General features: G+C 43.6%; 18 protein-coding genes. 1 reads left to right on the forward strand and 17 read right to left on the reverse strand.

Features of this window, described 5'->3' with window-relative positions:
• Nucleotides 1-31: 31 nt before the first annotated feature.
• The 17 genes from EST42_RS10585 to EST42_RS07430 form a co-directional block, all read right to left on the reverse strand.
• A complete protein-coding gene (locus tag EST42_RS10585) occupies nucleotides 32-178 on the reverse strand; it encodes a hypothetical protein (RefSeq protein ID WP_167711173.1) in 147 nt (48 codons plus the stop codon).
• The gene (locus EST42_RS07355; RefSeq protein WP_134644873.1) at nucleotides 175-1,302 is read right to left on the reverse strand and encodes an EpsG family protein; all 1,128 of its coding nucleotides are present in this window, start codon (nucleotides 1,300-1,302) and stop codon (nucleotides 175-177) included. Before EST42_RS07355 ends, EST42_RS10585 begins: the two co-directional genes overlap by 4 nt.
• Nucleotides 1,303-1,305: 3 nt before the next feature.
• Complete coding sequence (locus tag EST42_RS07360) at nucleotides 1,306-1,734, reverse strand: hypothetical protein (protein ID WP_134644874.1); 429 nt, start codon at nucleotides 1,732-1,734, stop codon at nucleotides 1,306-1,308.
• A 54-nt stretch (nucleotides 1,735-1,788) separates the two neighbouring features.
• The gene (locus EST42_RS07365) at nucleotides 1,789-2,262 is read right to left on the reverse strand and encodes a glycosyltransferase family 2 protein (RefSeq protein ID WP_134644875.1); all 474 of its coding nucleotides are present in this window, start codon (nucleotides 2,260-2,262) and stop codon (nucleotides 1,789-1,791) included.
• The gene (locus EST42_RS07370; protein WP_134644876.1) at nucleotides 2,234-3,244 is read right to left on the reverse strand and encodes a stealth family protein; all 1,011 of its coding nucleotides are present in this window, start codon (nucleotides 3,242-3,244) and stop codon (nucleotides 2,234-2,236) included. Before EST42_RS07370 ends, EST42_RS07365 begins: the two co-directional genes overlap by 29 nt.
• Nucleotides 3,241-3,978, reverse strand: coding sequence for a glycosyltransferase (locus EST42_RS07375; protein ID WP_134644877.1), 738 nt, complete (start codon nucleotides 3,976-3,978; stop codon nucleotides 3,241-3,243). Before EST42_RS07375 ends, EST42_RS07370 begins: the two co-directional genes overlap by 4 nt.
• 39 nt (nucleotides 3,979-4,017) lie before the next feature.
• Entirely contained in the window at nucleotides 4,018-4,413 is a 396-nt protein-coding gene (locus EST42_RS07380) for a glycosyltransferase (protein WP_134644878.1), read from the reverse strand.
• 17 nt (nucleotides 4,414-4,430) lie between these two features.
• Nucleotides 4,431-4,928 (reverse strand): sugar transferase, encoded by a 498-nt coding sequence (locus tag EST42_RS07385; protein WP_134644879.1) that lies wholly within the window; start codon nucleotides 4,926-4,928, stop codon nucleotides 4,431-4,433.
• Nucleotides 4,929-5,021: 93 nt separating this feature from the next.
• A complete protein-coding gene (locus EST42_RS07390) occupies nucleotides 5,022-5,744 on the reverse strand; it encodes a CpsD/CapB family tyrosine-protein kinase (RefSeq protein WP_209019484.1) in 723 nt (240 codons plus the stop codon).
• Between the two features lie 12 nt (nucleotides 5,745-5,756).
• Nucleotides 5,757-6,620: a YveK family protein gene (locus EST42_RS07395; RefSeq protein ID WP_134644881.1), complete on the reverse strand. Its 864-nt coding sequence runs from the start codon at nucleotides 6,618-6,620 to the stop codon at nucleotides 5,757-5,759.
• Between the two features lie 347 nt (nucleotides 6,621-6,967).
• Nucleotides 6,968-7,735, reverse strand: a complete 768-nt coding sequence (locus EST42_RS07400; RefSeq protein ID WP_099087954.1) for a tyrosine-protein phosphatase — start codon at nucleotides 7,733-7,735, stop codon at nucleotides 6,968-6,970.
• A 124-nt stretch (nucleotides 7,736-7,859) separates the two neighbouring features.
• A complete protein-coding gene (frr, locus tag EST42_RS07405; protein WP_134644882.1) occupies nucleotides 7,860-8,417 on the reverse strand; it encodes a ribosome recycling factor in 558 nt (185 codons plus the stop codon).
• Nucleotide 8,418: 1 nt separating this feature from the next.
• Entirely contained in the window at nucleotides 8,419-9,141 is a 723-nt protein-coding gene (pyrH, locus tag EST42_RS07410) for a UMP kinase (RefSeq protein WP_134644883.1), read from the reverse strand.
• Between the two features lie 23 nt (nucleotides 9,142-9,164).
• Nucleotides 9,165-10,043, reverse strand: coding sequence for a translation elongation factor Ts (gene tsf / locus EST42_RS07415; protein ID WP_134644884.1), 879 nt, complete (start codon nucleotides 10,041-10,043; stop codon nucleotides 9,165-9,167).
• Nucleotides 10,044-10,225: 182 nt separating this feature from the next.
• Nucleotides 10,226-11,002, reverse strand: a complete 777-nt coding sequence (gene rpsB, locus EST42_RS07420; RefSeq protein ID WP_010371861.1) for a 30S ribosomal protein S2 — start codon at nucleotides 11,000-11,002, stop codon at nucleotides 10,226-10,228.
• A 152-nt stretch (nucleotides 11,003-11,154) separates the two neighbouring features.
• Nucleotides 11,155-11,445 (reverse strand): GIY-YIG nuclease family protein, encoded by a 291-nt coding sequence (locus EST42_RS07425; protein WP_134644885.1) that lies wholly within the window; start codon nucleotides 11,443-11,445, stop codon nucleotides 11,155-11,157.
• The gene (locus tag EST42_RS07430; protein WP_010371867.1) at nucleotides 11,438-12,199 is read right to left on the reverse strand and encodes a tRNA1(Val) (adenine(37)-N6)-methyltransferase; all 762 of its coding nucleotides are present in this window, start codon (nucleotides 12,197-12,199) and stop codon (nucleotides 11,438-11,440) included. Before EST42_RS07430 ends, EST42_RS07425 begins: the two co-directional genes overlap by 8 nt.
• Nucleotides 12,200-12,277: 78 nt before the next feature.
• On the opposite strand from EST42_RS07430, the gene EST42_RS07435 reads away from it, so the two are divergent.
• On the forward strand, nucleotides 12,278-12,922 hold the full coding sequence (locus EST42_RS07435) for a lysophospholipid acyltransferase family protein (protein ID WP_134644886.1): 645 nt from the start codon (nucleotides 12,278-12,280) through the stop codon (nucleotides 12,920-12,922).
• Nucleotides 12,923-13,001 lie beyond the last annotated feature (79 nt).

Raw genomic sequence — 13,001 nt, forward strand, 5'->3', positions numbered from 1 at the left:
TTCGGCAAAGGACAAAATATTCATTAAATTATTAAAAGGGCCCGTTTGCACCTAAATAATTAGCTGACATCGTCTGCACAAAAACGATTTGCATCGTAAATTGCGATGCTAGTGTCACAAGCTGTGCCCCCGTGGCTACTACTGTATTTTTAACCGTTGCTGTTGCATGATTTATCATCGCCATTCCTCCTTCATCACATAGGTTTTATCTGGGAACATGGCGTTTTCATGAATCATTGGTGCGTACGTATTGTGATACTTAGTGCCGTAGTGGTAAGTCGCAAAGCTATAGGTTCCTACTAAAAGCCCCATTATCGCTAATAAGAGCCACTTATTCCGTTGCGTTAGTTGTCCTAATGTCTGCTCGAAAATAGCAAAAACAACTATTAGCCCATCGATCAAAATACGATCAAAATTGTAGGCCACCAAATAAAGCGGCACCATACTATAAAAAAGCAATGCCATTTGCTGGCCTAACCTAATTGACGACTGTAGTGGTTGATTATCTGTCTGCTTGAAAATGGCTTCTAGACGCCAAAATAGCAGTAATAACACGACAGCCATCGCCACGTCTAATATGATAATCATACCTGGCTCGAACCGAAGCGCGTACTGCAACATTTTCGGGCCGATCACCGGTAACCGTGTGGCAATTGCCTGAACGATCAAGACGTAAATATGACGTGTCACCGGCACAGCAATTAACAAAGCACCAGCACTAATGACACCAATGAACCATAACTGTGCGTTTCGCGTTCGCAACCGTCTCATCGGCAACAACAATAAAAAGAATACTGCCGCTAATTGAATGCCGGCGGCTAGACCCACCAACATCACAAAATACATCGTATCAAACCGTTTGTCCCGCCAGAGATAAGCGATGGCAACGAAAACGACAGTGGCCATCAAATAATTTCGTAGCTGGACCCCCGATTCAAAGAACTGAATGGCGGTATAACATAACAAAACCACCCGCTTATTATCGACTTGAAAGATGTTTAACCCCCAAGCCATACAACTCATTTCAATCGTAAAAATGACTAATTTAAACTGTTGGTAGGACAATCCCACCTTAGTTGCCATCTGCATGACCTGATTAAAAACCGGTTCAAACTTTGTTGGTACTTCTGGATGTGTATAGTACCAGTTGTAAACCCAATTGTCGGACACGGTAATTGGTACATAGGCAAATATAATTGCTAACAGAACCAAAAACACTATCGACACCCGTTGCTCACGACTTGGTGTAAGCAATAACAGGATTAATTCAATCAGGACTAAACCATAAAACACGCCGACCATTGCTTACTCACCACCTTTAGCGGACCAGCACAAGACTAGCGCGCAGCCAGCTAACCAAATTAGAACGTCTTTGCACTGCCGGCGCCATTCGTCATCGAATTGCCAACCTGTTTGCCAACGCCGTTTTGCCTGACATAGTCGGCGCAATACACCCACCTTATCCTGTAAGGACACCTGTCGATAGCGTAAAACCTGAAACATATGACTGAACAGTTGCTTATTAAGCAGCATGTTAATTGCCGGTACATCTTGTGGTTGCGCCACATCCGTCCGGTAATCAACTAACTTTTGCAAGACCGCCACGACATCGACATGCTTCGCAACGGTTGAACTTTGTGTAATGCTGCTATCACGCACACAATACTTAACTAATGGAGCTTCCAATACCTTCACATGACTAGCCCGTAAGAACGCAATTGCCGTAAAAGCCATATCTTCAAAAAAACGGCCTGGCGGAAATAGCAAGTCCCTCACTAATTGCCGACGCTAAATTTTATTCCAAGCACCTGTGTAAATATGCTGTAAATTATTGGTCGGTTTAAACACTTGAATAACGTTGCCCTGTCGAATTTTTTGGAAACCAAATACCACTAAATCAGTCGTACTGTCCAATGTTTGTACCATTTGATTAATAGCTTCCGGCGTCAATTGATCGTCGCCATCCAAAAAAGCCAGCCATTCACCCGTCGCCATCCGCATACCTGTATTCCGCACTTCACTCAGACCGCGATTAAACGTATGACGATGGAGAATAACGTTTTCGTGAGTAGCAAACCGGCGACAATGAGCCCACGTTGCATCCGTGGAAGCATCATCGATAATGATAATCTCCAGTTCTTGTCGTCTTTGTGTCAAAACTGATTGCAACGTCGCAGCAATTTCATCCTGCACATTGTAAGCTGCGATAATTAGTGACAGTACCGGTTGCCGATTATTTCTCATAGTTACTTTTGTTTGCAAAACGTCGCTCCAAAATTTTTATAGTTGCCAAAGCAGCAGTTTCCTGTGCGAGTGTCGTAACCGTATCATTTAGCACCACCATCTTTGTTATTTTTACTCGGCTACGGAATAAACGCTTCACGGCATCAACATCCTGAATCTCTAAATAACGACCAAATTTATATGATCGTGGCTTAACACATCCAGTCAAAATTTGATAATAGCGCATCAGCCAAACTGAAATGTCGGTTACCTGACGTTGCTTATTTGTCAACGCCATCTTCGATACCTCCCTTTCGTAAAGCGAATAACCATTCATAAAAGAAGATTTCAAAAATGGTATCGCAAGATGATGATCGTAGAAGCGTGTGAAATATGGCAATATCGATAACAAACTCGATAGCAACCCTATTCTGACGCCGTTTCTCAAGGAAAAGGCCGCAGGCCAATTAGTGAACAACCATTCTTTTTTAGAAAATTCGCGGTTTATTAGTGTCATGTTATTAACCGCCGTATGGGCAAAATCATCTCGTGGCATTAATAAAAATTGACTCGTCATATCAACCACCTTTTCACCATCTGCCGTAAAAAAATCGCTTGGCCAGACTGGATTTGTAAACAAAAAATCATCATTTAACAGGATAAAGTGTTCGTTTAACCCCGGAATACGCCAGCAGTGCAGTTCAATCACATTTGAATTATAAGTTGGCAAATACTCGTTTGGAATAAAGCTAGTATGATCTACGACAACCAACCGTTTACTGTCTTTAATAAAGCTAGGCCGTTGCTGATCAGTGACAAGATAGATTTTGTTTACCCATGGCGCATACTGCGCAATTGAACGCAACAAATACTTCAACGTACCAAAATCACGATATCGTTGGTCCGCTGCTTCGTACTCTGGTAATGACACATGTTGTGACCTGCGTTGTTGCCAAGCTAAATCACTGCCATCAACCCAGGGGATGACGATATCAATTGGCATCTTCGTTAACTGTTTCATTGGTTCATCCCAACCTTATCCCCCTTAAGATACCGACGGTAAATGCCGGTCATGATTGTATCAACACGTGACTCATCAAATTGCATTAAGAACTCGGTATACTCGTTTAATGCTGGCTGTAATCGTTTGTCCCGCACACGTTTAATCGCATCAGCTAACGCCATAACATCTAGCGGGTTAATTAATTGTCCTAATTTTTCGTCAATTAAGTAATCTGCCATGCCGGTTCCCTTAGCACCAATCATGTATACCCCATCAATTAGTGCATTAAAGCCACCCATGCCAAATCCTTCTCGTAGTGATGGCATGACAATCATGTCTGCAGCGTAATGTAAATATTGTAAATTCGCCTGATATCCCAAAAACGTTACTTGCTGCGACAAGCCAAGTTCAGTTACTAACCGTTTAGTTGTTGCTTCAGCCGCTCCGACCCCAGCAAAGAATATCTTTATCTGTGGATTTGATAATGCATGCACTGCTTGCAAGAGTGTTGCTTGATTTTTGCGAGTACTAAACTCACCAACTTGAATGATTGCAAAATCATCGCTAGTTAAGTCAAGACATGCGCGCATCCGTTTGCGAATCGATAATCGTGTCACTGGCAAAACGGCTAATGACCGCTGCACTGGCGCACCAATACTGGGCAAATACGTGACTCTTTGTACCGGTAAGAATCGGCTAACAGCCTCATCGGTGTGATTAATGACTAACAAATGTTGCGTCAGCCAAGCCAAGAACCACTCAATCGGAAAGACTAACCAGTTTTTAAGTGGTCAACCTCGAAAGAAATGAAACCCATGCGCCGTATAAATGACTGGACATCCCGTACCCCACGATGCCAACCGCGTTAAAGCTGCCCCAATCGGCGAATGGACATGTATCAAGTCATACTGATTTTCCCCAATTAACCGACGTAATTGTGTCATCACTTGGTAGTTCACCATCAAACGCCCAAGTCCACGATCAAAATTAATTTGATGTAAGACAATTCCCATTTCCGTCAAATCCATAATCAGTTGACAATTGGTCTGGTCATCCACAGTCCCAAAGTTCTCAAAAGCAGCTGCCACATGGACTTCAGCGCCTAAGTTAGTCAAAATCGCTAAATTCCGCATATTAAATTGTTGAATCATGTTCGCCTTGGCGGCTACCATTAATACCTTTTTCAAACCTAATCCCCACTAACCTACGCCTTATCAATATCAGACTGTTGCAGGACCTTAATTAAAGTCGCCCCAACAATACTAGCATCGTGCGTAAAACTGACTTGCTTGGCATACGTACCGTCATACTTTGCTTTTTGACAGTCTGAAACGTTATTTCTACCACTCACCTGTGCTAAACCGGTGATACCAGGCAACACCCGATCTGCGCCCAGCGCTTTACGTTTCTCAATAACTGCCATATCGGATGCTGCTAACGGTCGCGGTCCCACAAAGCTCATCTCACCACGTAAGACGTTAAAGCACTGTGGTAGTTCATCCAATGATGTACGGCGTAAAAATTTACCGACAGTCGTCACGTAGGCATCCCGATTATGAAAATCCTGATGCGAAACCAGTGGTGCTGACCCAACCATTGTTCGAAATTTATAAACTTCAAACGGCTGACTATGACGGCCGAATCTAGTTTGTTTAAAGATTGGATTTTCGTGTGTGACAAGCCAAATCGTACCTGCAATCAACGATCATTGGTAGACTAAAAATCACCAGTAATAAACTTGCAAAAATGCAATCTAACATGCGTTTAATCAATTTTTGATATAACCGTTGCCCAATCATTTTTTAAACGTTTCCCCATAACCATAACTTGCATAACGTTGCTTCTTTTTATCTCGGTGTATCACACCAATAATTGGTGTTTGACTGAGCTTCATAATTTCGACCGTGCGTTTAATATTTGCCTTTTTTGTTTTTCCTAAAGCAACAACCAACACAACACCATCAACCTGTTTCATTAATATTTGGGCATCCGTCACCGCTAAAACCGGCGGTACATCAATGACCACCTTGTCATAATGCGCATTAGCCCAGGTGATTATTGTTGTCATCTTTTCCGATCCCAGTAATTCAGCCGGATTAGGTGGCACGGGACCGGCTGTCAATACATCTAACCCCGTGATTTGTGTTTTTTGCACCGCATCTATCGGCATTTTTGCTGCTGATAGCACCGTGGTTAGCCCTCTGTTTGGCAATACTTTAAATGTCGCCTGAGCAGTGGAACGTCGCAAATCAGCATCCACATATAACACCGACTGTCCTGACTGCGCCCATGTGACAGCTAAGTTACTTGCAACTGTGGTTTTACCATCCGCTATTTCCGCCGATGTTATCAGGACAGTTTTAAACTGTGGCAAAGTCGCACTAACAAATTCGATATTTGTTCGGAGTGTGCGAAATTGTTCTGATACCGGATTCTTCGGTTCGTGATACGTCACTAATTGTGCCCCAGAGTTTTGCGTCAAATTATTATCCTGACGTTGTTTGTTAAATAACCTCATTATATTCACCTATTAAATACGTTGTTTGATGCGTGAGACACCCTGTTCATTTAGCATTACTCGTCGTTCTTTTAAACGACCAATGCCTGTGATCGTTCCTAAATTAGTGAGTCCCAACTCATCCGTCATAAAGGTCTCTGTTTTGATTGTTCGATCGGTTAATTCTCGAATCACCCCAATGACCAATCCCAACCCAACACCGGCCACAAAACCAACCAACACCATTAATTGCTTATTAGGTGCCACCGGTTCAGTTGGACGCGTAGCCCGCGAAACAATCGACACATTTGAGACAGCCATAATATCTAGAATTTTTGCCTGAAAAGCATCTGCAATGGCGTTCGCAATATCGCGTGCCGCCGTTGGATTTGAGGCATCAACATTAATTGAGAACACTTGTGAATTCGTCAAACTAGAAACATTCACCATTCTAACGAGCTGTTTCGCCGTCAAGTGACTATCAACGTACTTAGAAGCGCGCCACTTATATTGCGCTGGCTGAGCCGCGGTAATTTCAACAGTTTGTCCAAACGCATCAGTCATGTGTTTAGCAGGCAGGCGTGGCACTTTCTCAACTTTAGTTGGCAACTCCAAGCGTTTGATTGCCTCATTCAAGATGATTGGACGCGTCAAGATATCCTTGTACGTCTGAATTAGCTGCACATCTGCTTGTTGATCACCTAACTGCACACCTTGCTGTCCTGAAGTCGTCTTACGATTAACTAACAGTGCCACCGTCGCCCGATATTGTGGCTGCATGACATGCGTCGCAATCCCATAGGCAATGCCTCCAGCAGCAATCCCCAACAGCGTCATCAAAAACACGTTGCGTTTAATAATTTGCCATAATCTACCTAAATCAATGATGTTGTCCATAATTAAATACTCCCCAAGAATGTCATCTCAAAAATAAGTACCGCCAGTGTAGCATTTATTAAAAAGCGACATATTAACGCGATGTAACAGCAAAAAACGACTGATTTTACGTTTTTCACGCTGAATCAGTCGTTTTAGCTGACATAATCCTGTATTGAAGACCAGTATTTTGCCTATCGATTTGTTTTATGCAAACGGTCATAGTATATTTCAGTCCCGTATCTTAGTGCCATCATTCTTGTTGCATGTAACCCCGTTAACTATTACTGAATTTTCGTTTTGTCACAAAACGTTAATGTGTTTTGTGCGACAAAAAAGACTGATCATCATGTTGATGACCAGTCTTTTTAATAAGCTGAAAATAGCCTTTTTTTCTTAATTGGCACTATTTGTTGCCTTGAAACGCTTGTACCATTAATTAAGGCTTTCGCATTTTCGTTGAATTCAGTTGCTAAACCTGTGCCATAGGTAGCCACCAACTTCTCGAACGCTTTCGCCATATTATACTGACGCCCAGGCAACTGATGGGCATCCGAGGCAATAATCTGAGCTAAGCCGTGACTTATAATATCCTCACTAAATGCCATCACCGCTTTACCAAAGACACCAACGTATGAACTCGCGGTAACCTGCGTATAAGCCCCCTGTGAAACCAGGTCGTATAACAAACGCGGTTCCTGCATCAACCTGTGATTCCGTTCAGGATGCACAATTACCGGCGTAATCCCTCGTTGTTGTAGCTGAAACAATATTTCACTTGTATATAAGGGCACCTCGTTAGCCGGTAATTCAACTAACAGAAACCTGCCCTGCGTGTCTGTTGTTAAAATATCGCCCGCATCCAATGCCGTTAATAATTCACTAGTCAATCGCACTTCTTGCGCTGGAAAAACCGTTAACGGGATTGCTAATCGATCTAATTCTGTTTGAAAAACAGCCGTCAAATTAATGACATCAGCCGCGTGATTAATGTATTGGCCGTCCATGTGGTGTGGTGTCACCAACGAATGCGTAATTCCCTCCATTACCGCAACACGAGCTAATTGTATTGATGCTTCTAGCGAGCTTGACCCGTCATCAATATTTGGTAATAAATGACTGTGTACATCAATCATGTGACTCCCCCTGTTCATTTGTACCTTATCACTATACGGGATTCACAACAGCGACGCCACTCTTTAAACAAAAAAAGCACCCAACTATCAAAGTTGAGTGCTTTTTGAAAAATCGTTAGTCGAATTAAATCGTCAACAATTCCTTTTCCTTTTCAGCAGCGATACCGTCAATATTTTTAACAGCGGCATCAGTAGCCTTTTGGATGTCGTCTTCAAGCTTACGTGCTTCGTCTTCTGACATGTCACCGTTCTTCAATACCTTCTTGGCATCGTCCATGGCGTCACGACGAACGTTGCGAACCGCAACCTTAGCCTTTTCTGACTCACCCTTAACTTCCTTAGCCAATGACTTACGAGTTTCCTCAGTCAAGGCAGGAATTACCAAACGAATGACTGAGCCGTCATTGGCTGGTGTCAATCCAAGGTCAGAAGCAAAAATAGCTTGCTCGATATCCTTCAAGACTGACTTGTCAAATGGTGTAATCAACAATACACGTGCCTCAGGCACAGTAATTGAAGCCAATTGGTTCAAAGGTGTGGGTGCCCCATAATATTCTGCCGTAACGTTACGCAAAATTGATGGATTCGCTACACCAGCACGGATGTTACCAAGCTCGCGACGCAAAACGTCAGCGGCCTTGCCCATACGCTCGTTAGCTGAATCAAGAATTGGATTAGCCATATTAGTTTACCTCCACGGTCGTTCCGATATTCTCGCCCAAGACCACACGCTTAATGTTACCAACTGTGTTCATATTAAAGATTACCAAATTGATATCATTGTCCATTGACAACGTTGAGGCCGTTGAGTCCATGACCTTCAACCCTTGTGCAATGATGTCCCTGTGCGTCAATGACTCAAACATAACTGCATCAGGGTTCTTACGAGGATCATCGTTATAAACACCGTCAACACCGTTCTTAGCCATCAAGATAGCTTCCGCGTTGATTTCAGCGGCACGCAATGCAGCCGTTGTGTCAGTTGAGAAGTATGGTGAACCCGTTCCGGCACCAAAGATCACAACGCGCCCCTTTTCCAAGTGGCGAACAGCCTTACGACGAACGTATGGTTCTGCCACTTGACGCATTTCAATCGCAGTTTGTACACGAGTTGGTACGTCTTCAGATTCCAAAGCATCTTGCAATGCCAAGGCGTTCATCGTCGTTCCCAACATACCAACGTAATCAGCTTGGGCACGTTCCATGCCCAACTTTGCGCCAGCTTCACCGCGCCACAAATTACCACCACCAACAACGATAGCAATTTCAACGCCAAGTTCGTATACATCCTTAATTTCTGCCGCGATACTCTTGACAGTTTCAGGATCAATTCCGTAGCCGCGTTCACCAGCCAAGGCCTCACCTGACAACTTCAAAAGTACGCGATTGTACTTTACGTCTGCCATTATTCAATAAGCCTCAGTTCTGATTAACCGATTTGAGCAGCAACTTCTGCAGCAAAGTCAGTTTCTGCCTTTTCGATACCGTCACCAACTTCGTAGCGAACGAATGACACAACCTTGCCACCCTTTGACTCTACGAACGTAGCAACAGTTTCCTTACCGTCACCCTTAACGAATGGTTGGTCAACCAATGAGATGTCAGCCAAGAACTTGTTCAAACGACCTTCAACCATCTTTTCCTTGATGTTGTCAGGCTTTCCAGCCAAGTCTTCTGAGTTCATTTGAACTTCCTTCTCGTGTGCCAAAACATCAGCAGGCACTTCTTCACGTGAAACGTAGTGTGGTGCAATTGCGGCAACGTGCATAGCAACGTCCTTAGCAACTTCTGCATCAGCACCGTCCAACAATACAATTGAAGAAATACGTCCACCCATGTGTGAGTAAGTACCGAACTCTTGTCCATCAGCCTTCTCAACAACTTGGAAACGACGCAAAGTGATCTTCTCACCAGTGATTTGTGTCGTGTGGATAATCATCTCGTTCAAAGTTTGGTCTTCAGAAACCTTCAACTCCAAAGCAGCCTCAACATCAGCTGGCTTGAATTCAACGATAGCGTTCGCAACAGCGTGCAACAAGTCGTTAAACTCAGCGTTTCCGGCAACGAAGTCAGTTTGTGAGTTCAATTCGACGATTGCGGCAGCGTTATCCTTAACGGCAACGTAAGTCATACCTTCGGCAGCAACAGCATCGGCCTTCTTAGCAGCCTTTGCCATTCCCTTTTCGCGCAATACGTCGATTGCCTTGTCCATGTCACCGTCAGTTTCAACCAACGCCTTCTTGGCGTCCATCATTCCGACACCAGTCTTTTCACGCAATTCCTTAACTTGTGAAGCAGTAATAGCCATTGTTATGGTCTCCTTGTTAATGCAAAATCTTTATCTAAATTAGTATACACGAAATCTTCTAATATATCTATTATATCGCGCAAAATTCACGGCTAGATATATTAGTATTTCATACAAACTCTATTATAACGAAAAAGACCGCTAACAAAAGTTAAGCGGTCTTTTCTATCGACGAAATCAAATTAGTTGTTACCTTCAACGATTTCAGTCAATTCTTCGATTGAAGCCGCCTTGTCAGCACCTTCAGCTGCGAAGTCTTCTGCAGCAACAGCGTCTTCACCTTGGTTACCCTCGATGATAGCATCAGCCATCTTAGCAGTGATCAAACGAACGGCACGGATAGCGTCATCGTTTGATGGAATCTTCACATCGATTTGGTCAGGGTCGGCGTTCGTATCAACCATAGCCACGATAGGAATGTTCAACTTGTGTGCTTCTTGCACAGCCAATTGTTCCTTGTGAGGATCAACGATGAACAACAAGTCAGGAATCTTAGGCATATCTGCGATACCACCCAAGAACTTCTCCAACTTTTCGCGTGACTTGTTCAACAAAGCCACTTCCTTCTTTGGCAAACGGTCGAAAGTTCCGTCTTCTGCCATAGCACGCAATTCCTTCAAACGTGCAACACGCTTTTGGATCGTTGACCAGTTAGTCAACGTTCCACCCAACCAACGGTGGTTTACGTAGAACATGTTTGCGCGAGTTGCTTCTTCAGCAATTGCATCTTGAGCTTGCTTCTTAGTACCAACGAACAAAACCGTTGCGCCATTAGCAGCTGCGTCACGAACGTAGTTGTAAGCTTGGTCAACCAACTTCACCGTCTTTTGCAAGTCGATGATGTAGATGCCGTTACGCTCCGTAAAGATGTATTCTGACATCTTTGGGTTCCAACGACGAGTTTGGTGACCGAAGTGAACACCAGCTTCAAGCAATTGCTTCATTGAGATAACTGCCATGAGTATCTGCCTCCAAATGTTTTTCCACCTAGCCTCGCATGTAATTCCGCGACCCCGAGGGCACCCGTAGAACTATTGAGTACTAGTGAGTATTTTATTGTGGTCAAAGACCATCTATGTATAATACAGGTTTTTCCCAACTCAGTCAAGCGCTAGTCTCGCTTTGCCGGTGTGAAATCTGTGACACCATGTTCCCGCAGAAAAGCCACTTTGTCTGTCCGTTTTAACTTCTTAAAGACCGCCTCAGCATGTAAGGCCTCTCTCTTAGTCGCGAACGCTTCAGCATACAACAATTTTAATGGATGTCGACTCGCCGGACGTGTGTACTTAGCACCCTTACCTGCTTCGTGTGTGGCAAAACGTTTACCGACGTCATCCGTAAAGCCACCATAAAATGTGTTATCTGCCGTTAATAGTACGTACATATAATAAGGCTTATCCATTGCTTTTGCCTTCGTAAATATCCCAGACAGCTTTCGTATAAGTATCATCATCATTGTGCGTCACAATTGGCGGCAAAATCGTGGCCCCTGTTAATGCACCATCTTTAATCGCATCAATTAAGAGGACATTAGCCGGTTCACCCGCTTTTGGATACACAAACTGAATGCGTTTCGGAGCCAAATGATTTTTCTGCAATGATTCCAGAATCTCAAACAAGCGGTCTGGCCGGTGCACCATGAAAAAATGCGCCTTATTCTTCAATAGTTTCTTAGCAGTGTAAGTCACTAAATCCAAATCTGCTTTAATTTCATGTCTAGCAATGGCATAATGCTCATCTTCATGCATGACCGTATTTTCATTGTCTACCGTAAAATAAGGCGGGTTCGATACCACCATATCGGCAGATCCTGGCCGAATATCCGTAAAAATATCGCGCATATCTTTGTTAATAATCGTAATTTTGTCTGTCAAGTCATTCATTTGGACCGAACGCGTTGCCATATCTGCCAAGCGTTCTTGAATTTCAACACCGACAATCTGACCCGCAACTTTGTGCGCCATGAACAACGACACCGCCCCGTTACCGGCACCCAGGTCAACATTCAACCCACGACCGTTTTTACGTGGCTGTGCGAAATTGGCGAGCAAGACCGCATCTAACGAAAAAGAAAAAACCTCTTTGCTCTGAATGATATGGACATCGTCGTTGTACAACATATCGATGCGCTCGTCGGGTAATAAATCAACTTTCATGTTTGAGTTCTCCTGTATGTTTGCCAACAGTCCGCTTCCTGTGGGATAATGAAGCGTTATTATTAGGGAGGAACGAATATGTTCTACACATTTATACGTTTTGTCGCAGCCGGCGTCGTTTGGCTCATTAATGGGCGTTATAAGCTTACCGGCCAAGACAATCTACCTGAAGGCAATTATATTTTGGTTGGTCCTCATCGTACTTGGTGGGATCCCATCTTCTATGCTCTTGCAGCTTGGCCACATAAGTTTAGCTTCATGGCTAAAAAAGAGCTCTTCAAGAATCCTATTTTACGCTGGATTCTAATTCACGCCAATGCTTTTTCTGTTGATCGTAAAAATCCTGGTCCTTCGGCGATCAAAATTCCAGTCAACAACCTTAAGAAAACTGACCTTGGTGTGATCATGTTCCCATCTGGAAGCCGTCACTCACAAGAAATGAAGGGTGGCGCCATGATGATTGCCAAATTGTCTGGTAAGCCTCTTGTACCAATGGTGTATCAAGGCCCCGTTAAGTTTTCTGGTTTGTTCAAACGTGGCAACGTCAAGATGGCGTTCGGTGAACCAATCTACGTTGACAAGCGCATTAAATTGACTGACGAATCAATGGCTGAATTTGGTAACACGTTACAGACAGCATTTGATAAAGTCGACGCATCAATCGATCCAGATTGGGTATACATCGATCCCAAGCCTAAGACTAAAAAAATTGAATCAAACTAACAGAAAAGCCTGAGCAATGAGGCGTACCCAAAAAGTTAAAGTAAAATATTTTAGCTGATTAAGCGGCCATTTGTCGGTA

This window comes from Weissella cibaria (genome assembly GCF_004521965.1).
Taxonomy (GTDB): Bacteria; Bacillota; Bacilli; order Lactobacillales; family Lactobacillaceae; genus Weissella; species Weissella cibaria_A.